The organism is Neobacillus drentensis (assembly GCF_036965245.1).
GTDB lineage: Bacteria > Bacillota > Bacilli > Bacillales > Cytobacillaceae > Neobacillus > Neobacillus drentensis_G.
The window spans coordinates 1-23898 of sequence record NZ_JBALPG010000104.1; the positions used below are offsets into that span (position 1 = coordinate 1).

The following is a 23898-nucleotide window of genomic DNA, read 5'->3' on the forward strand; positions in this document are numbered from 1 at the left end:
GTTTTTATGTGTATTGTGACTCACAAGTAATTCAGTAGGGATGTCCCTAGCTTTAGTCAAAAACTATTTATTCATAAATGCTTCGATTTCTTCAACAGAACGGAATATATCTTTTGAAAGGACTTCGTGACCTTCATCTGTAACTAAAACATCATCCTCTATCCGGATTCCAATTCCTTCTTCGGCTATATATAAACCAGGCTCAACGGTTAATACCATTCCAGGTTGGAAGATTAAGTCCTTATAATTGCCAACATCATGGGTATCTAGACCAAGAAAATGGCTGACACTATGATAATAATAATTTCCGATTTCACTTTCGTCCTTGATCAATCCAACTTTGATGCACTCTTCAGCAAGCACCTTCTTTGTATGCTCATTCAGTTTGGCGTATGGTACACCTGGTTTTATCAATTCTGTAGTTTCTCGTAATGCTTTTAGAACAATGTTATAAAATGTTTTTTGTTTTTCCGTAAATTTACCATTCACGGGAAAAGTATAGCTTATATCGGCATTGTAATAGTTATATTGTGCACCTAAATCAAGCAGAACAAGACTGCCCTCTTCAACTATTGCATCATTTTTTTCATAATGAAGGACGGTTCCATTTTTTCCGCTGGCAACAATCGTATTAAACGCATATTGTTTTACACCCTCTGACTTAAGGATAAAATCAAAATAGGCCTCAAGCTGATATTCCTTCATGCCAGCTTTGGCTTGCCCCATTAAGTTTTTGATACCTTCAAATGTGATCGCAATTGCCTTTTTCATTTCTTCGATTTCTTCAGGTGTTTTATAAACACGCAACTCGCAAATATCAGGATACACATTTTTTATTTTCAGGAATGGATAATTCGCTTGGATTTTACTTGCAAATTGTTGGGCTTTTGTTGTTACAAGATCTAACTCCCTTCTTTCGAGATCTAAATATACATTCGTTAGCGAGTTTGTAAAGAGAATCCGCGACAATAGGGATTCAAATTGTTCAATAAATTGAATATGACTGATTCCGGAGACTTCTTCAGCTTCTTCTTTAGAAATAGACTTTCCTACCCATTTTTCTAAAACTGGGTCTGATTTTTCAATAAATAGCTGCTCTTCAACTGCTTTATTTGTTTTATGTACAAGTAAGATAATATTGGGTTCGTCAATCCCTGTTAAGTAATAAAAGTTCCGGTTTGGCACAAACTGGTACGCCTCATCTGCAGATTTTTGGGGGGCTTTTCCAGCAAACAATACTAGCAGCGAATCATTTTCCAACTTCTCATATAAACGATTACGATTTCTGATATAAAAATCCTTATACAATATCCTTACCCCTTTTCCAAAATGGATTAGTTACATAGTTAACTATACTATAAAACGAAAATTCGCACTAAATTATGTTTTCGAATGAATTGAAATTTTTGTAATACAAAAGTCCAATCATTTTCAATTAATAATAAAAAAGGCAGCGGTTTAGGATAACCAAATGCCCTGATTCAAATGCTGAAAATTGGGATCAGTCCCACTTCCGTTAGAGCTTGAAGTCTAATAAAGACAGACCTGTTCGGCACAATTGCAGCCCATATTGAACTGGACATTTTCCTACCTAAGCCAGCCCTAAATATACTAAATGAACCATTAGGTGGTGAGGATGATAAACGGAATATTCGAAAATACAGCATTACAACGAAACCAACTCCAACAATGGGAAATAACAGCTTTGGAAAAATTAGAAGCTAGAATGAAGGATAAAAACGACCAATTCCCTGTATTCCAGCTACTATTGGAGCATGTGATGTGTTTCTAATGTTGTTAAATCATAGATAAAATAAAAACATGGTGGTTCATCGTAATTCAAGCGGACTTGGATTCACAACGAACCCCTTGCTGTTGAAAATTGGCACTAATTTGTTCAAGTTGTGCGGCGTTCTCTACCACTAGAAAATTGGGCTGGAATAAAGTCCTTTTCAGTTTAATTGTCAGCTTATAGGCATTGTTTACCTTTGAATCAAGACCGTACAAATTATGCCATCGGACGATTTGTTCTGTTTCAACATGCTTAATTTGATTAAAAAAAACAAATTTGCCATTTAAAATGATACCTTTAGGTAAAATAAATAGGTTGCCGCGATGGCGAATCGAATTAATGATGATAAAAAACAAATAGGCCAAACTAAAATAGGATGAGCCAATCCTATCTGAAGTAACGACTATTAAGAAAAGAAGCAATAACATAATAAGGGCAGCTACGGTCCCCCATTTGACATACCGATATGATTTTGTGTTTTTAGAAAGAGGTTCCATCTGTTTCCACTCATTGGGAATGATTATGCCTGCGAACTCACTTTCCTTTATTGGATAAATGGCTTCTTTTGAGACATCTGCTGCTTTCTTCAAGTTTAATAGATTTAAAATTAAATAATAAATTCCATAAATAAATATCAAAGTAAAAATGAAATTCGTTAGAATCACCAATCATTCCTTCCCTTATGGGATACAATGGTTTTATTTTCCACAAAATCATGTATTCTGTCAAACAGAAATGCTATGTCCTTTTATCGTTTCTGGCAAAAGATTGTTTGCCGTCCCTCTTGTTTATTTTCTTCAAACATTAGAACTTTCCAATCTCCAAATTCAACTAACAGTTCCTTAGGCTGCAGTTTATATTGATTAGATACTCCCTGATTCACGTTTTGCGGTGACTGATAGTAGGTTTCCATAAAAAAATACCCATTCTCTTTTATAATGCTTTTCACAAGGGGAAAAAGTGTGCGGTCTAGGTAATAGGTGATTACAACTGAGTCAAAAGAATTGTTTTGCCAATTTAGTTCATTCCATATTGTTAGATCACATACAATGGGGTGAATGGTTAGCTTATCGTTTATTGCTCGTTCTTGAATATAGCTGATCGCAACATCCGATATATCAACTGCCTCGACTTGAAAGTTCAGGCGTGCAAGAAACAAACTGTTTCCGCCAAGACCACAAGCAAGATCAAGAGCAGTTCCTCCATTAAGATAAGCAGAAAGGTCCTTTAATCTAGGATTCGGTGCAGGTTCAATCAGATCAGACAAACGATCTTTATGTTTCGTATTCCATTTCGATTTAGTGTTCATTTGAAAACTCCCTGTAACTATTAGTCATATTAATCCATTCAAGAGATCTAAATAATGGAAAATGCTGCAAATTAGTAAATATTTTGCATAGTAAATGGCTCGTAATGAAATTATTTCTTCTTTTTCAATTTCGCTTCTGCTTTCTTAATATTCTCAGCAACTCTAAATTTAACGATCTCGCTTATTAAAGCATACGGTATTGGCTTGTCTAAAGGAAACTGTACTGCCCCTTTTGAACTTTTATAATCCGATAATTCATGTTTAAAAGCAGCGATTCCGCTAGAAGTTGGATAAAATCCTATATGTTTTTTATGGGCAGCGAAATGAACCAGATTTCCATGAAAATAAAAAGTAGGCATTTGATAACTAATCTTTTCTACTGCATCTGGAGCTGATTCTTTTATAACATTTCTTACCATTTCCAGGATTTCTTGCACTTCAGTAGAGAATTGTAAAATGTAGTCATCAATTGATTTAAACGTAATCTTATTTCCCTCCATAATTTCTCCTTTCACGAACGGTGTCAGGCACCATATTAATTGTTTCCTTTAATCTCTTTTTCTTACTATTCCATCATTCTACTCCACCTAGTAAACACTTCTATATCGACTTTTTCTTACATCGATAATTAGAATGTGGGGTTATAACAAAATTATACCCCCTACTATGGTCGACGGTAAAATAAAGATAGATTAGCCATGTTATTGACACCATTTCGTATTCCTTGTTATGATTCCCTTGAAAGCGCATTATTCACAACATTCGGACAGCAAACATCATACGTGTAGCACCAGTAGCCCTCTTATACCACCTACGAAGAGGATTTGGAAGATAGTCCAAACTCTCAAAATCTTAATGACAGAAAAGCAGTATGAGAAGTTTGCCAATGAACGTGAGGTCGTTGTGCGGTGTTTTTTTCAGAACAATCCAAAAAGACAAATAAAACAGACTAATATAAAAGGAGATTGAATAAATGGAGAACCAAGAAATCGGAGCGCAAAACAAGACTACTGGGCTGGAAAAAGAGATTCAAACCGATTTTCAAAAAGACATGTCTTATGGTGATTATCTTCACCTTGATCAAATTTTATCAAATCAGCATCGACTTTCGAATCATCACGATGAAATGCTATTTATCATCATTCATCAAACGAGCGAATTATGGATGAAGCTAATACTGCATGAATTGAATGCCGCGATTCAGTGTATTCTTCGTAACAATTTGGAACCATCATTTAAAATGCTATCACGTGTTTCAAGAATTCAACAGCAGTTAATCCAATCATGGAACGTTCTTACTACTTTGACCCCTGCTGAATATATGCAGTTTCGTGATAAGCTTGGGCATTCTTCCGGATTCCAATCCTATCAAAACCGCCTAATTGAGTTTGCTTTAGGACAAAAAAAAACCCACGCACTGGCGGTTTATAAACATCAGATTGACTTATATGAATCCTTAACGAAGTCACTTCATGAACCAAGTATTTATGATGCAGCCATCTCAGCACTTGCAGCCAATGGATTACCTATTGATGATGAAGTTCTGATTCGGGATTGGTCGCAAAGCTATGAGCCAAATCTTAGTGTCGAGGAAGCTTGGCTGACCGTTTATCGGAACACAGACAAATACTGGGATTTATATGAGCTGGCAGAAAAACTGTTAGACATCGGGAATCAACAGCAGCTTTGGCGCTTTAATCACATGTCAACGGTAGAAAGAATTATCGGCCATAAGCAAGGTACAGGCGGCTCTTCCGGTGTACCTTATCTAAAAAGAGTTCTGGACCAACAATTTTTCCCTGAGCTCTTGAGTCTTCGAACGAAGCTATAGTTAACTTAGTCACAAACGCTAGTGGAAATGGAGGCTGTAGACCGATGAATAAATGGAAGGATAGTTCACAGCAGCTGGACAATTAAATTTCTTTCTGGCCGGGAGATACAACCTTCAGCTAATGGTATTAGTCGTTGTTGCGCCAAGAGATTATTAATTAGCAGCCATTCATCTCCCAACAGTTAATGCAGATGGAAGTCCTGTCCGTTCGGTGATTTGAAGATAGGTTAGGCCTTAACAATTTGTTAAGGTCTTTTCTCTTGTTGGTTGGCAGTGGAAAATGTGGTCTGTGCACTGGTACGCTAAAGCTTAAGTTCATTTGGTGGACTGACCCGGTTTGCTATAGAAAATTCCCTCGATTCATTTTTTCTGAACGGCCAAATCCAGATACAATTCGGGTGTTGTATGAAAATAAATATATTTTTGTTAATCATTTAATCTTTTCCTGTCCAAAGCTTTATGTATGTTAATTCCTTTAGCTACCCACTCCTGTCAAAATCTAAATTTTTTTCTGGTTCATCCCTTACTATTTATTAGTCTAAAAGTTTTTCTAACTCTGAAGTGGTCTCTATCATAATCTTTTATTTTACATCAAATCCACCCATTTTTTATGGAACAATCCGAGGTATTTTGACTGCTTCCTCTTCTAGTACATGTATTCCTCCGATTACTTCATATGCTGAACCAAGTGATACAAGCAGATCTCCTGTGATAGCAAGTTTTTGCTCTTCGATAAGTTTTAGTAAATCCGTTTCTTTTAATTGTTTTGATACAGATACAGCCTCAAGTATTTGTCCAATCGTCCTAATCCAAACACCAGTTAGTATTTGTTGTTCACCTAGTGTATTCGCATCTTCCTCGATATGAAAAAGCTCTGATAAACCTTTAAGTTCAATAATATTTCCCAACACTTGAACCCAAAGTCCGAATGCAACCTCTTTTTCTAATTGTAAAATTCTTTTACTTTTATTATCGGTGAAGTCTTTTCCGTTATGGTTCATATACTTTTGATCATCCATTATTACCAACCCCGGAACTAAATTTTGTTTATTTTATGCGAAACAAATACAAGTGTGTATTTCTTCCTTACTCGGTTCGGTCAGATAATAGGTTTGTGAGCAATGTAATTCCAATTCAGTTTTTCAAAATTTTAAAGCTATTAAACATTAATGTTAATTTTGTACCACTAACGTTATTAACTTTTGTCTAAAAAATACAACAGCTACCCAATATGAGTGATGGAATTTTATCAATAAGGATCATTTATTCTTAGAAGATGATTTTTCATGATTTTTTATGAAGATTATTCATTCAATTTGCAACTTGCGGAGAGTTCGTGGTAAAAGCCTTGTGCTTTTAAGATGTTTTCAAAAGTTGGTCATAGTAGTGGTGTAAATGCATCATGGACAGCTAACGGATGCGTTTATTAAAGAATAGGTTCTTTTTTCGATGACACAGTAAAAGCAGGGTTATATAAAGTCAAAATAACCCTGCCTTTTTTGCCTTCGTTTTATTACATCTTTTTTATGAAAATTTTAATATTCATGAAATACAAGTGAAAACAGTTTTTCCTTTACCTATTTATCTTCCCTTAATAAGTAATCATTTCCATCTTGATCTTTAAATGAGAACATGGTTCCAAACGGCAATCTTAACATTTCCTCTACTTCTACTCCATTTTGTTTCATTTTCTCATAAGCAGATTCGATATCAGTTGTGCTGAAAAGAATGGATGGATGTGCAACTTTAGAGGGTTGATGTTGTTCCATTGCAGACTTAGAATAAAGAACTATAGTAGTAAATTCGTCTTCACTAGGTCCAACTTCTATCCAAGACGCGTCAGGGCCCATAGGTTGTTCCACTTTTAAGACAAAGCCGACTTTATTTAACCAAAAATCCTTTGCCTCTTCTTGATCTTGTACATATACAGTAATTTTTCCAATTTTATTAATCACAGTAACTCTCCTTTTAATCATTGAGTTGTATAAATCAGTTTATCAACCCAAAAAATTAAAAGCAATTTTTTAATTAATTTTTGTTATGCAAAGCTGCTATATATAGAATTATGTTGAAATAAACCAGCTGATCGTTTAACAATTTTTTATAAATACTAAAATAATTTCATACTACAACAAAAAAACCTCTCCAAAAAGTCTTCCAAGTATAAACGTTTGAAGTATTTTTAATAGTTGAAAAGCATTATTAATCTTCTAGTAAAATATCGAGATCCTTAACATGAACTGCACTTCCAGTAATTTCAACATCATAATCCTCATTACTTTTTGAAATCTGTACCATTACCCTGCCATTTTTTTTAATCTCGGTTCCTTGCTCTACAATTAGATGTAAAGGTTCAACAAATTTGTTGTCTATTATATATTTAGCAAAATAGGCCCCCATGACTCCTGAAGCCGTTCCTGTAACCGCATCCTCAATGGTACCGGAATATGGAGAAGAAAAGTGCCTCGCGTGCATATCAGCATTGGGATCAAAGGTTTCCATACAAAAAGGATGGATAGAAGATTTGGGCATTTCTTTTAAAATAGCTGGGAATTCTTTATTATTTGGATTCATTTTTTTAAAAGCACAAAGTTGTTTAATGGGAACTAATAGTGTCCATGTACCTGTACTTCCATAGACAATTGGTAAATCATTACGAATATCCGACACGTTTAATCCAATTGAATTTGCTAAAGCTTCCCTTGACCCTTTAAATTCTTCAAATTGAGGTGAAGCCTGTTTCATTGTTATTAATATTTCACTATCAGTTGTTGTATTAATTTTTATGGGCAATATCCCAGCTTTTGTTTCAATGGTTAAATCCGTTTTATCTCCCAATAATCCTTTTGTTTTTAACGCATATACTGCAGCCATGGTTCCGTGACCACAAAGGGGCATTTCATATCCAGGTGTAAAAAACCGGATTTGAAGGTCTGCTACCTCCGACTTAATAGGAAAAGATGTCTCATTAAAACCAACTTTGAACGCTATTTCTTGCATTTCTTGATCAGTTAGGACATCTCCGTTTATAACTACCCCCGCTGGATTACCTTTATTAGGTTCTTTACTAAACACATCATATTGATTTACCACTACCAATTTCACTCATATACCCCCATTCTTCAAAATAAAAGCTTTTATTTTTTTTCATTCATTACTGATGCTTGTTTCACTAATCGAACGGTTCGTGCAAAAAGAAAAAGAGGAATGCCGCAGCAGTCCCTATTTTTAAAGCTAATACTAAATAAGTAGACATTAAGAATTTTAGCTTTTTCGTTCACTCTTTAATCCAAAAAAAAGAGACAATAAGAATTGCAGTGATTTCAACTCATACACCCGTAAGTTCAATAAATCTTTATTTAGATAAATCCTAACAAATCATTAATATGTTTCCAACTTTTAATTATTATTTCTACATCTTTTTTCTGCTTCCATCTTTTTGTCTGTTTCCGACATTTTCTACCTATATAGCAAACTTTAAAGAAAAAGCCGGCTCATCAATAGTGAGGCCGGCCATTTCGTATATTTTCCTTATTGTTGCAAAACCGTTACTGTTTCAGGACTTGTCGTGACTTTAAAGCCTTGTTTGTTTGCCACTTCAGCTGATACCTTATACGTTCCGCTTGGAATATCCGCTTTCGGAGTCCATTGTAAGTGAATTTCATGCTCATTTTCAGCCACGATAGTGTCGACAACCTTGCCGTTTTCATCTTTAATGTATATTGTCCAATTCACACGGTTACTAGCGAATCCATTAATTCCAGCAGGAGTGCTTGCATTGACATTTTTATTTGGATATACACTGAAATAGCTGACAAGCATTCCTTCATTTATATAAGAAGGATCTCCCCAAACTGAATAGCTATGGTTAAGGGCATAATCGACGCCCAATACTACTACACTCTTTGGCTCTTCTTTTACAAGTACCGATGTTTGTCCTTCGTCTAATGGTTTATACTTTCCGTTATACCAAACGATTGCACCGTTATAACCGCTTCCTCCTTCATTATCCACTGCCTTGAAGGAAATTTCATATTGACTATCTTTTGGCTGCACTTGGATATCGGTTACGACCGGAGCAACTGAATCAACCTTAACAGGTAGTCTTACTTCTTGCGGTTTCGCTCCTTTATAATCAAGCGTTGTTTTAATAACATAGTTGTAAGTGCCATCCTTGACTGCTTGTCCACTTTGGTCTTTTACATCCCATAAATAACCACCGTTCATGTAGTTTCGGTATGCCATGATATTTTTACGGAACTTCCACGGCTTCCCAGTATATTCACTAAAGTCGCCAAGGTATTGTACCATTTCTCCTTTTTCATTCTCCACGTACATTTCTGTTTTCTCTAAGTTGCGAAGTGTTGTAAATGTTGGGAATACTCCTGGCAAAAAAGCATTTGGAGAAATAACAATCCGATCCATATTAAACGTTCCAGTATATGGGTCATAACCCATCGGGAATTGTGCACCTTCATCGTTCCAAAGTACCGTATATCCTAAGAAAGCATCTTTATCCCAAGCAACAGGATCAAGGTTATTCGACTGATCCCATTTACCATAGAATCCCATGTATGGAACTGTTAATGGAACTGCTGAATCACTGTTTTTACCGGTTGGCACCAGACGAACATAACCCTCTACAAAAGTTCCTTGCTTTAAGCTTGCCGGTAATGAAACCTGAACATCAAGACTCTTTTCTTGTCCTGGCTTAATTTTTAATGTCTTTCCTTGAGTATTAGTTACTTTTTCCCCGTTCACAGATGCCGAAGCACCCTGTACCCACTTGCTTGTTAACGTTAAATATTCTTTGGAATCCAATGTACCATCATTATCTAAGTCAAATTCTTTCGTTTCTGTGCTGTCCGTTAACACATCTACATACACCGTGTATTCTAAGTCTTTTACATCGACTTTTTGAAGTGCTTCTACATTTAACTTAAAGTGTGCGTTGTTACTACTTATCTCTTTTAACGTAACTGCTCCAGCTTGCTCTAACGAAGTATTTTTGCTTGTAACAATAACAGGGGTTTTAATTGCATTTTTAATTTGCATTAAGCCCGATCCTTGTACACGCGGTGAATAAGGTACTTCATTATTGGTGCGCGGATCCTGAACTACCTGTGCAGTATTCATTAATGCTATTTTTGCTTTTAACGCTGCATCCTTTGAATGAGATAATCCTTTTTCATATAATGCTTGCAGCAATAAGGCTGAACCTCCTGCTACATGAGGTGTTGCCATTGATGTTCCGCTCATTATCTCATATTCATTTCCCGGAACGGTTGAATATATGTTTCCTCCTGGTGCAGACAGCTCCGGTTTAAAGTCTAACGTATGCGGTGTCCCGAAGGATGAAAAATCTGATATGGTATTCTTATCAGGATTTTCAATCCATGTTCCTTTTGACATTTGCATTTTTACTATTTGACCGCTTGTAATTTTTGAGATTAAAGCATCTCCTGCCGTTTTACTTGTCGTTGCCGCTGGGGTCAAATAAGGACTGAAATATACAAACGGAAAGTCAGCTTCATCATATGGAGGAACAAGGATTACTGCCTTGGCCCCTTTCTTTTTCGCTTCCGATTGAATATAGCTGTATAATCCGTATTTTTGTTTCGGTTTTGCAACTACAATTTTGCCCGCTACATCTTTTCCGGTAAAACCTGCAGTGTTCCCTTCCCCTACATACACCAATTCATAGCTCTCACCTGGTATTAATACTTTAGAAAGCTTGAAGTCTACATGCGTCTGGTCTTGGTAAGGAAGCTGTAAACCATTTGCTTCTGCCAACGTGTTCATATGCATTTTCATATTTTCATAGGAGGCAATTGATAAGGCAAACGGGCTTACAGATGGTTCTCCAACTGTTCCGATATCCGGATTTTCGGCGTACGGTTTAGCAGAAGCAGGCATGATGCTATTTTTTGTACTGTAAGCAGAGTTCCCTCCCGCTACAACTACAAGCGTACCCTGCTCCGTTGCTTGGCGAATTGCCTTTTGTATTGGGTCGTTTTCCTCCCCAACAAATCCTGCGTCCGTGCCCAAGCTCATGTTAATAACATCTGCTCCCATTATTACCGCGTGCTCAATACCAGCAATAATATCATCCTCATAAGCTCCGCCGCCATTATCTGAGAATACTTTTTCCGCTAGCAGCTGCACTCCTGGTGCAACACCTTTTACCCCGTCGTTTGCTTCGTCACCATTTGCTCCTACAGTACCCGCAACATGCATACTATGCGAATTTCCATATTGACCGCGTGGAATTACGTCTGTATCATTATCAGCCCAGTCATAGCCTGTTGGAACCTTGTCGCTAAACCATACTTCATTCACATCAGTTTCTGCAAATTTACCTTGAATGCCCTCTTTGGTCCATTTCTCTTTTGTTTTTCCTTTTTCTGTCAACGTCATATCTTTATGCGTGTAGTCCAGTCCGGAGTCAACGATGGCAACAAGCAATCCTTCACCTTCATATCCGTATTGCTCCCATACTTTTTGGGCTTGTACCATTTCTTTGCTTGCCCCCATAGATGGTTGGAACGTTCTTGCGATATGAACATTGGTTACTCCTTGAGTTGCTTGAATTTCTTTTACATTACGAAACTCTGTTTCTATACTAAAGCCGTTAAAGCCTTCATAGAAACGATGCTTTACTTTAGAAACAGATTTATTCTTAGAAATATGGGCAATCACTTGATCTTGCTTTTGCTTAAATTGCCCCTTCTTTCCTTGGATGGATTTTGAAAATGTTGCTGGCTCCTCTACCTCAACAATCAGACGTACCTTTTCATTTGGTTTATATGGTTTGGCCAAACCTTCTTTTTTCAAATCCTTATATCCAAGCTTGTCCGTCACTCCTTCAGCAGCTTGTTTTTGCTCATCTAAGAAAATCTTCTGTCCTTGTTTCACAATCTCCTCAATACTTGGTGCTGCAACTGAATCATTTTGTGTCCCTTCCGCAAATCCCGTTGATGTTAACAACATTGCAGCTAAAGTCGTCGTTGCAAATACCTTGTACGGAAATCCTTTTCTCTTTTTCATCTTTGCACCTTTCCCCTCATTTTTCTAGCAAAATAAAAGTCTTTAGTACTGATAATTCAAAATATTAATACAATGATAATATTAATGTCACTTCTATTCGATTGCTATGGGGGTTATTTTACAGTGCTTTCGACCTTATCTTTCTTTTAAAAGTTCTTAAATAAATAAAAAACAAAGTTATTTCTTTATTTTATATAGTCGAATAGAACCAAATATATTTATTTAATTTGGGGTTTTTTAATATATAAAAAAGGAGATGGGAGGTGCCTGTCACCCATGTAGTAAGACTGAGTGCCCAAATTTACTAAAATGAGGATATTCCGAAGGATTGATAGAATACTGACTGCAAAAGCAATTAATTGCAGCATAGCATTTTTCTTACAAAATTGGGTTAATAATTAGTGAAATATTATCTGCAAACTCTAAAAAAGGAACATTTAACAATTCATCTAGTTCTCGTGAAATACCCTCCATCAATAGTTCGTATGAATGGAGGGTATCTATGTTTATTAGATTTGTTACTGCTACTTAGCTTTTTTCGGTTTTTTCTTTCTTCTTGTTTTCATCAATTGGGGCAGGTGGAATGCTTTGGTCATTGGCTGTCAAATCAATGCCAAAGTCTTTCGCAAAAACCATATGGGTTTCCACAAGAACATCCTTCGTGTTTTCATCTAGGTTGAACACCCTTGCGCCACGCAAGCGATTTCTATCAGCTCCTGGTAAGCCGTATGTACCAAAACCTGCGCTGCCTGCATATCCAAGCAAAATTCCATAATAATTGCCCATATAGGTGTTTACATGGTCATGTCCGCAAAAGACACCCTTTACATCTCCTCTTTCCAGCATCGCCGAAAACATTCCGCTGTTAACTGGACCTGGACATTCATCTTCGTTTCGTTCCCCAACAATATTGTGTTTTTTTAGCGCTTTGGCATGATGGGCATCTGTTCTTCCATCAACACTTCCAAACCACATAAATCGATGTTCCCAAAGAGGAATATGAATAAATACAAGTGACGGAACCTTATGACCCCATTGCTTCTCTAATTTTTTAGACGCCTCATAATACCAGCTTACCTGATCAAAACGGAGCCAATCCCATGTCGGGTACCCTGCAAAATCCTGACCGGCAATTGTTTGTGGAGCATACCTGCCACTATCAAGCAGCCAAAGGTTGAAAGCTCCATCCGTTCCCTTAGAATTTTTAATTAGCATATTCATATTTCCGGTTCCAGTTATGCCCTTGATTCCAGGTTTGTTCATATTGTGTTTATAGGTCATATAAATATTGAGCATGTCCTCTTCATTAAGACCGCTATTTGGAGTGGAATCTTCATCGTGATTCCCATACGTAATCGCCCACTTAATGCCTCGTTGCTCCATCGGTTGGGCTATATTATTAATGGCTTGTTTCATTTCAAGAGGTGTGTCGCAGCCACCAGTAATGTTGTCGCCGTTAAGTACTACAAAGTCTGGTTTTTCCGTATCTAGTACTTTTTCCATCAATTGTACAGTTCGGCGATCAATGTACTCATCGTCTTGTGTATCATTAAACTGTACAATTTTGAATTTTCCATCCGGATTAAATTGCAGGAAGCTGCCATCATGTGCTTCGGCATGGGCAATACCAGTGAACAAGTCACTAGGAATCCCAGCTGACCCAAGTGTTAAGGCAAGGGTACTCATTCCTCCAATTTTGATAAATTTCCGTCTGTCCAATCCTTTTTGTGAATCGTGATTAACCATCAATACTACCTCCTCATTGATTTTATTGATTATTTAAAAAATAAATCTATCAATAGCATAGCAATGAGTTATTAATTCTCTATTTACATTTTGTAAATTTTAGATATCAATATGGTAAAAGTAAAAGAATCTACCAAACCCCAGTGACACATCTGACAAAAAATAGAGACACGTCTTTCATGTCGAGTTAACGCAGTAGTATCACCTACTTCATAATCTTCACCATTAATAGGATAAATACCCATTACATTAATTCGGTTGTGTAATAATTCGTATTAGTGATTAAATAATACGGTAGTAACGTTGGCTTCTCCTTCAGCTTTTTGCTGTTTCATCAGCATCACATCAAAACCACCAATTGTATCTGCCTCAAGTCCTGCCATTGAGCAGATTTTGTCTAAAATAAACACTAATATAAAATCGGAATTTTATTATTTCTAAAAGAATTTGAAAGTGTGGAACATTTTAAGCAAGAACCAGCAAAGTATTTAATTTACTACAACAACAAACGAATTAAGGCAAAACTAAAAGGCATGAGCCTGATACAATACCGAGCTCATGCCCAACAAACCGCCTAACGAAATAACCTGTCTAACTTTATGGGCTTACTTCAATTGTAGGATTTTTTACTATCATAAGTCTTTTTTTTAGAGAAGCTAATCCCCATATTTAGGAATACTGTTATTTTTCGTATACTCGTCCACTTATCTTAGTGATTGGACAATACTATTAATATCCATTTTTTCACCATTTAACTAATTGCCTTAACTCCAGAATTGGCAATGGCTTCTATCAGCGATTTTTTGAATTATATCGGGACTATACAACAACTGGGAGAATCATTAGAGATAGGATGCCTCCTGCAAGTGAGAGTGTTGCATAACATGCAGCCAGTCCGGTTGACTTTCTAAAGCTTTTGAATTATCAGCGTAAAGGGACATCACTCAGTCCGCCATTCTATTTTTGAACCATTTTCTATATTGGATTTTCCTTCTGTCTGTATTCATTATTCTTCATCTTATTCTTCATTTCTTATTTACAGACTCGATATACACAAATAAATCACTGTAGTATTTTTGAACCTTCGTAATCGTAATATCATAAAGCTCCAAAAGCTCAATGGTTTTTCTATTTAAACAGCATCCATCACAAATTTTTTTCCAAACAGGTGTTAACAACTCCTGAAGAGCTGCGAGAAAACGATTTTTCATTTTAACATGTTCAAAAAGGAGGATTTTCCCTCCCGGTTTACAAACTCGTTTCATCTCCAAGATTGCTTTTTCCGGATTTGGGATGGTGCAAAAGACAAGAGTTGCTACAACGGTATCAAAAGTATCGGATTCAAATGGCAAATCTTCTGCACTTGCCTGAACTACTTCAATTGGGACAAGCGATTGTTTTTGTTTTGGAATTGAATGCTCTATCATATGCATACTTGGTTCTACCGCTGTTACTCTTTCGGCAGTCTCATAAAAAGAGAAATTTACTCCAGTCCCCGATCCCAATTCAAGGACACTCCCCGTAGCATTTGCTAAAAGTTCCTTTCGAATCTGATTAAATTTCTTTTTTTCCAATGGCCTCATAAAAAAGTCGTAAGATTTCGCAAATATACTACCCATACTTTTCAACTCCAACATCATTTGTGGACCGCAATCACATTTAGGATTTATTTTATCATAGGGCTTTGTTAAATAACTGTGTTATTGCGATATTTATTGAGGGGATAGGACAGCTAATAATACGTATACATTTTCAAAAGTAATATATAAATCAACGTGGATGAAAAACTAGATACATAAGCAAAATTAATCTTTTGATTATTTTCAGAATTCGATCAAACATCTTACTGAATTTTTTATTCCAGAGTCAATGATCATTAAAAATACAGATTGCGCTCCTATTATTTACAGTCTTCAGCAGTTTATCGAACCCCGTGAGAAACTTTTAAGAGAAGGGAACTTGATGAATTTCAAGGAAGAAGAAGTGTACGAAATCACAGAGATTTTCGGAAATATCGCTCATCGCTTCAGCCTGTATCGAAAATAGGTGTGTTGTCTGACGAAGCATTTGATACAATGGGCATGAAAACGATAAAGTTCATTTGCACGCACTGTGGTTGGAAGATAAGCTCAATAGCTTGGGATGATGAAAGAAATGGCTTAACCATTCCGGAAAGGTATCGAGAAATTAAAAAGACTCTCCTCTCTAGAGAGTCTTCGTCAAATTGCTCCACAATCTTCATCATTTGACTGTTTGATTCTTAATATAGTAAAGAAATTCCACCATAAGCCATTCAATCCGCGGACTTTTCATAGATTGGATTATTGAGTTTCTGATTCTCTTTGATATTATCCAGACGTTTTTTAAATACTAGGCTAAGTCATCTACTTTTTTCAAGATAAATAGAGTTTACATAATAAAAGAAATGTAAACCATAATTAAATCTTCTATTAAAAGTATTAGGGCACTAAAAAAAGAAAATAAATCTTTAAAACGGCTTCTATCAAATTGTTAGATATGTGGAAAGAAATAGCGGAATGTTCTCAATGGAGAAAAAATAATGAGGCGACCGTAAAAACCTAAAATAGTTCGTGGCCGATCGCCTATCGGCCTTATTGGCTACCATAAAACCAAAAATGGTTTGTGGTCGGTAGCCTATCGAGCTTTTTCCGGGACTGCCAGGGACCGAAATTATTTTTTGTAAGGGATCTTTACTAAATCAGGAACCGTTTCAAAAGTCATACCCTGTTTCTTTAATGCTAGGATGATTTGTCTCAATGACTTTATCGTATTCGTCCGGTCATTATCCCAAGCCGCCACGGAAAAAAATATCACCACGTAAAAAACGCAGTGATATTATTATTGTTCAGAGCCCTAGTCAGGACTCGAACCCGAATTGCACATTCCTCTCTAATCCCAGGCTTAGCCAATCCATCAGTGTGAATATAATGGACTTTCATTTTTTCTACACCTTGGTTGGTATTAACAGCAACGTGATTGAAATTACCCCTCCTCTTACGATCACAAAAGAAGACATTGATCTAGCCGTATCAATTTTGGACCAGGCATTTTCTGACCTTGCGGAACAAAAAATCAATATGGAGAATGTGAAACAATATGCTGGGTGGTAAATTCTGAAGAATTAGTTCCAAATTTAACTTTTCAGCAAGCCAAAGAAATAAAAAAATTTTATTCACATCATACGTGACCGAATTGGCCTTTGAAACTATAAGTGGGACAACTTCAAGTCTCCCTAATAAAGTTTTATCCCCAGGTTCAATTACGCAGAGTAATTCTTTTCTTAGTTTATGTGAATAATCAAGTAATTCATTCTTTGTTAGAATAGTACTCATTGGATTAGGTTTCGTAAAATTCTTCTACTCCATGCAATTTCTAGCGCTGTAATTCAAAAAATGGCTTCTATCAGCCATTTTTTGAATTATATCGGGACCAAACAACAACTGGAAGGAGCAGTAGAGATAAAAAGCCTCCTGCAAGTGAGAGTGTTGCATAACTTGATTGGGCAGCAACCATCCCTGAAAGCGCTCCCCCGGTTGCTCCAGCTAATGCTATCAATACATCAGCAGTTCCTTGCGTTTTTGCACGTGTAGTGGGATGGGTTGCATCTACGATGAGTGCTGTGCCGCAAATCAAACCGAAGTTCCAGCCAAGCCCAAGCAAAGCGAGTGCGACGATGAGAAATAGCATGGAATCTGCAGGTGCAATTGCAGCAAAAACACCGGCAGCAAGCAGAGTAACACCAGAAGCAATTGCCATTGCAGTTCTGCCAATCTTATCAACGAGAATACCAGTCACGAATGATGGCAGGTACATGAAGGCCACATGAATGCTGATGACCATCCCTACCTCACTCAGTCCATGTCCATGGTGCCTCATGTGGACTGGTGTCATGGTCATAATGCCAACCATAACCATTTGAGTTAAAATCATTAGTGTAGTTCCAACTATAAGTCCTCTTCTCTCTATTCTTTGAGTGCTGTTGGTGTTTACAATTGAAAGATCTTCCTTTTCCCTGCTTTTCACTGCTTCAATGACGTTTGCCACTAGGAGAGGATCAGGGCGGAGAAAAACTAAGAGTACCAAACCGGCTAGAATGAATGCTGCGGCTGCCAGAATGAAAGGCCCAGCTAAAGCAGGCACACCAATTGATGCAGCAAATCCTCCCATTACGTCAACCAAGTTTGGTCCAGCAACAGCTCCGAACGTGGTCGAGACCATGGAAATACTGATAGCTGTCGCCCGCTGTTTAGTATTAGCCATGTCAGTACCCGCATAGCGTGCTTGGAGGTTAGTTGCTGTGCCGGCTCCATAGATTAATAGAGAAGCAAATAGCAGCAAAATATTATTTGTTAATGCTGAAATCACAACTCCGATAGCACCGATACCACCTGTCAAGAATCCGGCGGCAAGTCCTAACCGCCGTCCAAAACGTTGAGAAATCCTTCCTACAAGATATGCTGCTACAGCCGAACCCAAAGTAAATAAGGCAGTAGGAACCCCGGCAAATTGATCTGTACCTAGCATATCTTGAGCAATCAGTGCTCCGACAGTAATGCCCGCTGCAAGTCCGGCACCACCAAAAATTTGTGAAATGACCACTATGATTAACGTCCGTTTATATAACTGTTTTTGTTTTTCCGGAGAATCAATATACCTTTGCAGCCAATCCGGCTGCCGTTCTAAAGCTTTTGAAACATTAGCGTTATGGGACATTACTCAGTCCGCCTTTCCATTTTCAACGATTTTCTTTATGTTACTTTCCACCTATCTTGTATCTAGCATTCCCCACCACTACTCTTCATTTCTATTTTTCAATCTCTATATAGACAAAAAAAGCACTTTTTGTTCCCAGAATAGATTGCTTTACTACTTTTCATTTTTTTACTATTATAATATGCTTAGAAGATAGCTGTTCATCTATATTGTGTTCCACATTTCATGAAGTGAACGAATTAAGTAAGTGAAAGTTAGAAAAGGTTAAAAGGAGTTAATCACATGATCAACGTTTTATTTGTTTGCCTTGGAAACATTTGTCGTTCACCGATGGCTGAAGCATTGTTTCGCGACTTACTAAAAAAAGAAAATTTGACCAACAAAATTACAGTCGATTCCGCTGCTACTAGTTCATGGCATATTGGATCTCCTCCGCATAAAGGAACGCTTGCAATTTTAAACAAATACAACATCTCATCAGATGGTCTTGTTGGACGCCAATTAACAAAGGAAGATTTCGAAAATTTCGATTACATTATCGGGATGGACGAAAGCAATATAAGAAACATCTCCGAGATAACAGGCTTTCCAAATCATCCAAAAATCTTTCGTTTGCTTAATTTAACAGACCATAATAAAGATGTTCCTGATCCTTATTACACAGGTGATTTTCAGGAAACATATAACCTTGTTTTAGAAGGATGTCAGGCATTGCTCGAGAAAATTTACAAGGATCAAAAGTTAAAATAAACATGGATGGATGAATGAAAAATTCGTGGTTTGTTGTTTATTTATAGAATTTTGCGACTACTTCCATCATAATTACAACGAGCATCAATTTCCTCCTAAAAAAAGTGTCAAGAACACTATGAACAACATATACACTATTGTAGTAGTTACAAAACAGAATAGTTTAATGATAACTTTTATCAGGTCTAAACAAATTATAAAAGACCGAACATGGATGGAAACATTCGGTCTAGCAATAGACGGTTCCCTTAAATGGGATCTGCTAATAAGGGAAAATCCACCTGAGTCGTTAACTCAAAGGTGGATTTTTTTTACGTTAAATGATCGAATAGCTACGATTAAACTAGCAAATGTAGTAGTAAGGGTATTTTTCAAAACGTCATTTAGCTTCACTCCCTTTCAGTTTGGGAGCGAGCCAACCACCATATTCTATTGCTCTTTGTTTACCATGTTAATAAATTTATAAGAACATACGTTTTTTTGATTTGATGACATATACTAAAAATTGGTCTTTGGCCCTTCGTAATATTAGAACTTATTCAAATAATGGACTTACAGCTTTCTCATTATGAATACGATCAATCGCCTCTACAAGCAATGGGGCAACAGATATCGTTTTTATTTTTTTGATTTTTTTCTCCTCTGGTAACTCAATTGTATTTGTCACAACTAATTCACTAATCGGTGACATTTCAATTCTCTCAATCGCCTTACCTGTGAATACAGGATGCGTACAGCCCGCAAAGATTGATGTTGCCCCATTTTCCGCAACCGCCTTTGCTGCTAGTGTAATCGTTTCGGCTGTATCAATTAAATCATCAATAATAATGGCATTTTTCCCTTCAACATTCCCAATGACATTGAGGGTTTCTTCACCATTTTCTTCAATTTTCCTTTTATCGATAAGAGCAAGTGGGGCATGTAATAGCTTTGCCATTTTTCTTGCTCTACCAATGCTGCCATTATGCGGCGAAACAACGACAATATTTTCTAATCCTTTGTTTTCAAAATACTGTGTAAGGATAGGAACGCCAAAAAGATGTTCCACTGGAATATCAAAAAAACCTTGAAGCTGAGTAGTATGGAGGTCCATTGTTAGAACTCTAGTTGCTCCAGCAGCTTCTAGAAGATTAGCCACTAGTTTCGCTGTAATCGGTTCCCGAGAACGAGCCTTTCGATCTTGGCGCCCATACCCATAGTAAGGTATGACAACATTAATATTACTAGCAGAAGCCCTTTTCAAGGAATCAATCATGATAAGAAGCTCCATAATATTTTCATTGACAGGGTAGGAAGTGGATTGAACAATAAATACCTCACTGCCTCTAACACTTTCCTCAATATGAATTTGAATTTCACCATCACTAAATTTAGATACAGAGCATTTACCCAACTCACAGCCTAAAAGCTCGGCCATCTCGGCTGCTAGTTTTTGATTTGAATTCAATGTAAACATTTTAAATCTATTATTTAGTTGATACGTCACCTTATATCCTCCACACTATGTAGATTTCTAATCGCCTTTGCTTTCATGTTTCATCTTATTTTACTATATAAGACAATATAGTGGTAGGAGATATACCATTAAAAACAACGATTTCAGTTCTTGAAAATTTTGTTAGTTAATTTATTATTGTGTTCGCAATTCTATACGGCGGATATTTCCTGAATCTGTTTCAGGTAGTGCCTCTTTGGTCAATCTCCGTTCTTGGTAGTATTGAAAATAGCTCATGCACAAAATGTACCAAAGGAATTGATTGAATCATCCCTGTTCCTCACTTTTGTAATAATTGACTGAGGTTCTTTAATGTATATAGTCTAGCCGTAAAGATGAATAATTCGTTGTAGTTATTGGTAACGTATTCATCGATTATGTTGATACCCTTTCGAAATTGTTCCACTAGATAATAAGTGTACTTTTCATCCCAGGAATACTGATTTATTCTAAGTAGTTCATCGGCTATTATTTGAAACTTAAAATCCTCCATCCACAGTTTAATTTTATATATTTTATCTTTGTTTGAATGAAGACTGTTTTTACTTTTATAACTTCTTTGGACATATTTAATAAAACCATTTATATGTTCCGCCAGCATATTCGCTTTTTGCATCTCGAAGTTCATTGCTCTCTCTCCTTAATGTCTAAAAATGAATACGTTATTAAGAAAAGTGTATGTTTTGAGACAGTTTTATAACACCAACTTTTTGCTGGTATTACTCTCGCCAATATTTCAAAAAATTTTCGATTACCATCAATTAACCTCTTCACGTTTCTTTAATATGTGTTTCTTTTTCTATAATTCTTTTGAATTCCCCGTCATAATTCCATGTCAAGTTCATCCATACAATTTGTTGTCATACGGCAGAATACAGTAAATACCGGTTCGTGCAAGACACCAAAAACCGAACATGCAGCAACATGTCCGGTTAAACAAAAGCCTGCTCTCTCAAGGGGATCAGCTACTATGGTATCATTATTCAATCGGGGCCGGTTAACTTGGCCAGCCTATTATCAATAAAATTTTTTCACATTAACGAAACAAGTTTGTTTTCGCCACTTCAATTATTTCATTACCATGACCATTTAATACCGCTTTAAGCATCCATAGGGAAAATCCCTGTGCTTGATCATAAGTAATTTTAGGTGGTAAAGATAATTCTTGACGGTTTACTGCAACATCAATAATGTATGGGCCGTCATGTGTAAACGCGTGTTTCACAGCACCTTCAAGATCTGCGGGGTCTTCAACACGAATACCTTCCAACCCCATAGCTTGAGCAATCGCGGCAAAGTCAGTACTTACAAGTTCAGTACCTGTTTCAAGGTATCCTGCTGCTTTCATTTCCAATTCAACAAAGCTTAGGGAGTTATTATTGAATACAACGACTTTTACCGGTAATTTATGTTTACGAAGTGTAAGTAAATCACCCATTAACATCGAAAGCCCGCCATCTCCGCAAAGGGCTACAACTTGCCGGCCAGGTTGGGCAATTGCTGCGCCAATTGCTTGTGGGAGAGCATTTGCCATCGTACCATGATTGAATGACCCAAGCAGGCGGCGTTTTCCATTCATTTTTAAATAACGTGCAGACCAAAGTGTCGGAGTACCAACGTCACATGTGAAAACAGTATTTTCATCTGCTAAATCACTGACGACTTTTGTTAAATATTGTGGGTGAATGGGTTTGCGGCCTGGTTTACCAACTGCAAGCTCATCAAGTCCTTCTCTAACTTTTCTATAGGCATTCACATGTTTTTCTAAATATTGATCGTTATCTTTTTCGTCAAGAAGTGGTAACAATGCTTCAACTGTATCTTTCACCTTTCCAACTACTCCATGCGCTAGCGGAGTACGACGTCCAAGATGTGCTGATCGAATATCCACTTGAAGAATGGTTACATTTTTAGGATAGAATTGTCTGTATGGGAAGTCAGTTCCTAACATCAAGAGAACATCGCAATCCATCATCGCATGATAACCTGAAGAATATCCAATTAATCCAGTCAAACCTACATAATATGGATTATCATATTCAAGAAATTCTTTTCCTCTCAGTGCTACGACCATTGGGGATTTTAATTTATGACAAAGTTTCATTAACTCATCATGTGCTCCAGCACAGCCTCCGCCACAAAGCAATGTCACCTTCTGGCCGTTATTTAGATATTCAGCCAGTTTCGTTAAATCATCGTTGGATGGACGAATCACAGGTTCTGCTGTATGGACTGGAACGGTGGTAACTTCCACATTATCATCTAATGCAGCAACATCACCGGGAAGAACGAGAACGGAAACGCCGCGATTTGCGATGGCCGTCTGCAATGCCAAATTTACCATTGATGGCATTTGTTCTGCTCTTTGAACCGTTTCTATGGAGTGGGCACAGTCTTGGAAAATAAGTTCCGGACGTGTTTGTTGAAAGAATTCGCTCCCAATTTCACTGCTTTGAATATGAGCAGCAATGGCAAGTACAGGAATACGAGAATGATTGCAGTCATATAGACCATTGATTAGATGCAGGTTTCCAGGACCACTGCTCCCTGCACAAACAGCAATATGATCATTTAACAATGCTTCAGCACCTGCTGCAAAAGCGGCTACTTCTTCATGGCGAACTCCAACCCATTCAATTTTTTCCGAACGTCTAATTGAATCCAAAACAGCATTCAATGAGTCGCCAACAATACCATAAATTCTCTTCACCCCAGCATTTATCAAGGTTTCAATTAATACATCCGCTATTGTTTTTGCCATTTTCTTCTCCTTTTTTATGGTTATTTGAAAAATAGATCTCAAAGCACCACTTTAACAATTTCCTGGAATAATTTTTAAATTTTACTTGTAGCATTTCTACTTTCACTTTCCTTTATGCACTATAAAATGGTCGTCAGGAAATGAATCGGCAAATTTGGCTTTTTTACATAATGCTGAAATGGATAAATTTTAAAAGTCTTTATTGGAGCAACTTCAATCTGTGTTGTTTATATTTTCCGATACAAATAAGTTACGTATTTTTATAAAAAAATGGTGTCTGACCCCCGTTGAAGTAACGCTTTACTCCTCTGGGGTTCAGACACCTTGATTTCCATAGCTATTTTCTTTTTACAATCTTCATTTTTATAATTATCATTTTTTTGCTAATCAGATTTTATGAACATAAAATCTAAAACTTCATACCAATTTATTG

At 36.8% G+C, this 23898-nt stretch carries 19 protein-coding genes and 1 pseudogene; 5 read left to right on the plus strand and 15 right to left on the minus strand.

From position 1 onward, the window contains the following. Nucleotides 1-63: 63 nt before the first annotated feature. On the minus strand, nucleotides 64-1308 hold the full coding sequence (locus V7150_RS19260) for an aminopeptidase P family protein (RefSeq protein ID WP_335521542.1): 1245 nt from the start codon (nucleotides 1306-1308) through the stop codon (nucleotides 64-66). 328 nt (nucleotides 1309-1636) lie between these two features. On the opposite strand from V7150_RS19260, the gene V7150_RS19265 reads away from it, so the two are divergent. Further along, the gene (locus V7150_RS19265; protein ID WP_335521543.1) at nucleotides 1637-1792 is read left to right on the plus strand and encodes a hypothetical protein; all 156 of its coding nucleotides are present in this window, start codon (nucleotides 1637-1639) and stop codon (nucleotides 1790-1792) included. Nucleotides 1793-1839: 47 nt separating this feature from the next. On the opposite strand, the gene V7150_RS19270 is transcribed toward V7150_RS19265, so the two are convergent. From V7150_RS19270 to V7150_RS19280, 3 genes are all read right to left on the minus strand, one after another. Then, nucleotides 1840-2457, minus strand: coding sequence for a hypothetical protein (locus V7150_RS19270; RefSeq protein WP_335521545.1), 618 nt, complete (start codon nucleotides 2455-2457; stop codon nucleotides 1840-1842). 83 nt (nucleotides 2458-2540) lie between these two features. After that, nucleotides 2541-3101 carry a class I SAM-dependent methyltransferase gene (locus V7150_RS19275; protein ID WP_335521547.1) on the minus strand — a complete coding sequence of 187 codons (561 nt, stop codon included), beginning with the start codon at nucleotides 3099-3101 and terminating at the stop codon, nucleotides 2541-2543. Nucleotides 3102-3211: 110 nt separating this feature from the next. Further along, complete coding sequence (locus tag V7150_RS19280; protein ID WP_335521575.1) at nucleotides 3212-3601, minus strand: iron chaperone; 390 nt, start codon at nucleotides 3599-3601, stop codon at nucleotides 3212-3214. A 473-nt stretch (nucleotides 3602-4074) separates the two neighbouring features. Between V7150_RS19280 and kynA the strand changes: the two genes are divergently transcribed. Next, the gene (gene kynA / locus V7150_RS19285) at nucleotides 4075-4932 is read left to right on the plus strand and encodes a tryptophan 2,3-dioxygenase (protein WP_335521549.1); all 858 of its coding nucleotides are present in this window, start codon (nucleotides 4075-4077) and stop codon (nucleotides 4930-4932) included. 608 nt (nucleotides 4933-5540) lie between these two features. Here the strand turns inward: kynA and V7150_RS19290 are convergent. From V7150_RS19290 to V7150_RS19310, 5 genes are all read right to left on the minus strand, one after another. Continuing rightward, entirely contained in the window at nucleotides 5541-5951 is a 411-nt protein-coding gene (locus V7150_RS19290) for a hypothetical protein (protein ID WP_335521551.1), read from the minus strand. 558 nt (nucleotides 5952-6509) lie between these two features. Further along, complete coding sequence (locus V7150_RS19295) at nucleotides 6510-6887, minus strand: VOC family protein (protein ID WP_335521553.1); 378 nt, start codon at nucleotides 6885-6887, stop codon at nucleotides 6510-6512. 247 nt (nucleotides 6888-7134) lie between these two features. After that, complete coding sequence (locus V7150_RS19300; protein WP_335521554.1) at nucleotides 7135-8037, minus strand: PhzF family phenazine biosynthesis isomerase; 903 nt, start codon at nucleotides 8035-8037, stop codon at nucleotides 7135-7137. Nucleotides 8038-8463: 426 nt separating this feature from the next. Further along, nucleotides 8464-11979 carry a S8 family serine peptidase gene (locus tag V7150_RS19305; RefSeq protein WP_335521555.1) on the minus strand — a complete coding sequence of 1172 codons (3516 nt, stop codon included), beginning with the start codon at nucleotides 11977-11979 and terminating at the stop codon, nucleotides 8464-8466. Between the two features lie 528 nt (nucleotides 11980-12507). Next, a complete protein-coding gene (locus V7150_RS19310) occupies nucleotides 12508-13725 on the minus strand; it encodes a metallophosphoesterase family protein (RefSeq protein WP_335521557.1) in 1218 nt (405 codons plus the stop codon). Between the two features lie 431 nt (nucleotides 13726-14156). Between V7150_RS19310 and V7150_RS19315 the strand changes: the two are divergent. Continuing rightward, a pseudogene (locus tag V7150_RS19315) lies at nucleotides 14157-14303 on the plus strand (IS3 family transposase); the annotation flags it as partial. Between the two features lie 447 nt (nucleotides 14304-14750). On the opposite strand, the gene V7150_RS19320 reads toward V7150_RS19315, so the two are convergent. Next, nucleotides 14751-15344 carry a class I SAM-dependent methyltransferase gene (locus V7150_RS19320; protein WP_335521559.1) on the minus strand — a complete coding sequence of 198 codons (594 nt, stop codon included), beginning with the start codon at nucleotides 15342-15344 and terminating at the stop codon, nucleotides 14751-14753. A gap of 1353 nt (nucleotides 15345-16697) precedes the next feature. Here V7150_RS19320 and V7150_RS19325 point away from each other — a divergent pair. Then, entirely contained in the window at nucleotides 16698-16856 is a 159-nt protein-coding gene (locus V7150_RS19325) for a hypothetical protein (RefSeq protein WP_335521561.1), read from the plus strand. Nucleotides 16857-17148: 292 nt separating this feature from the next. Here V7150_RS19325 and V7150_RS19330 read toward each other — a convergent pair whose 3' ends face one another. Next, the gene (locus tag V7150_RS19330; protein ID WP_335521563.1) at nucleotides 17149-18459 is read right to left on the minus strand and encodes an MFS transporter; all 1311 of its coding nucleotides are present in this window, start codon (nucleotides 18457-18459) and stop codon (nucleotides 17149-17151) included. A gap of 282 nt (nucleotides 18460-18741) precedes the next feature. Between V7150_RS19330 and V7150_RS19335 the strand changes: the two genes are divergently transcribed. Then, a complete protein-coding gene (locus V7150_RS19335; RefSeq protein ID WP_335521565.1) occupies nucleotides 18742-19209 on the plus strand; it encodes a low molecular weight protein-tyrosine-phosphatase in 468 nt (155 codons plus the stop codon). Nucleotides 19210-19744: 535 nt separating this feature from the next. Here V7150_RS19335 and V7150_RS19340 read toward each other — a convergent pair. From V7150_RS19340 to poxB, 4 genes are all read right to left on the minus strand, one after another. Then, nucleotides 19745-20695, minus strand: a complete 951-nt coding sequence (locus tag V7150_RS19340) for a ribose-phosphate diphosphokinase (protein WP_335521567.1) — start codon at nucleotides 20693-20695, stop codon at nucleotides 19745-19747. A gap of 289 nt (nucleotides 20696-20984) precedes the next feature. Continuing rightward, the gene (locus V7150_RS19345; RefSeq protein ID WP_335521569.1) at nucleotides 20985-21332 is read right to left on the minus strand and encodes a hypothetical protein; all 348 of its coding nucleotides are present in this window, start codon (nucleotides 21330-21332) and stop codon (nucleotides 20985-20987) included. Between the two features lie 194 nt (nucleotides 21333-21526). After that, entirely contained in the window at nucleotides 21527-21691 is a 165-nt protein-coding gene (locus V7150_RS19350) for a hypothetical protein (protein WP_335521571.1), read from the minus strand. A 49-nt stretch (nucleotides 21692-21740) separates the two neighbouring features. Continuing rightward, nucleotides 21741-23465 carry a ubiquinone-dependent pyruvate dehydrogenase gene (gene poxB, locus V7150_RS19355; RefSeq protein WP_335521573.1) on the minus strand — a complete coding sequence of 575 codons (1725 nt, stop codon included), beginning with the start codon at nucleotides 23463-23465 and terminating at the stop codon, nucleotides 21741-21743. Nucleotides 23466-23898: the final 433 nt, after the last annotated feature.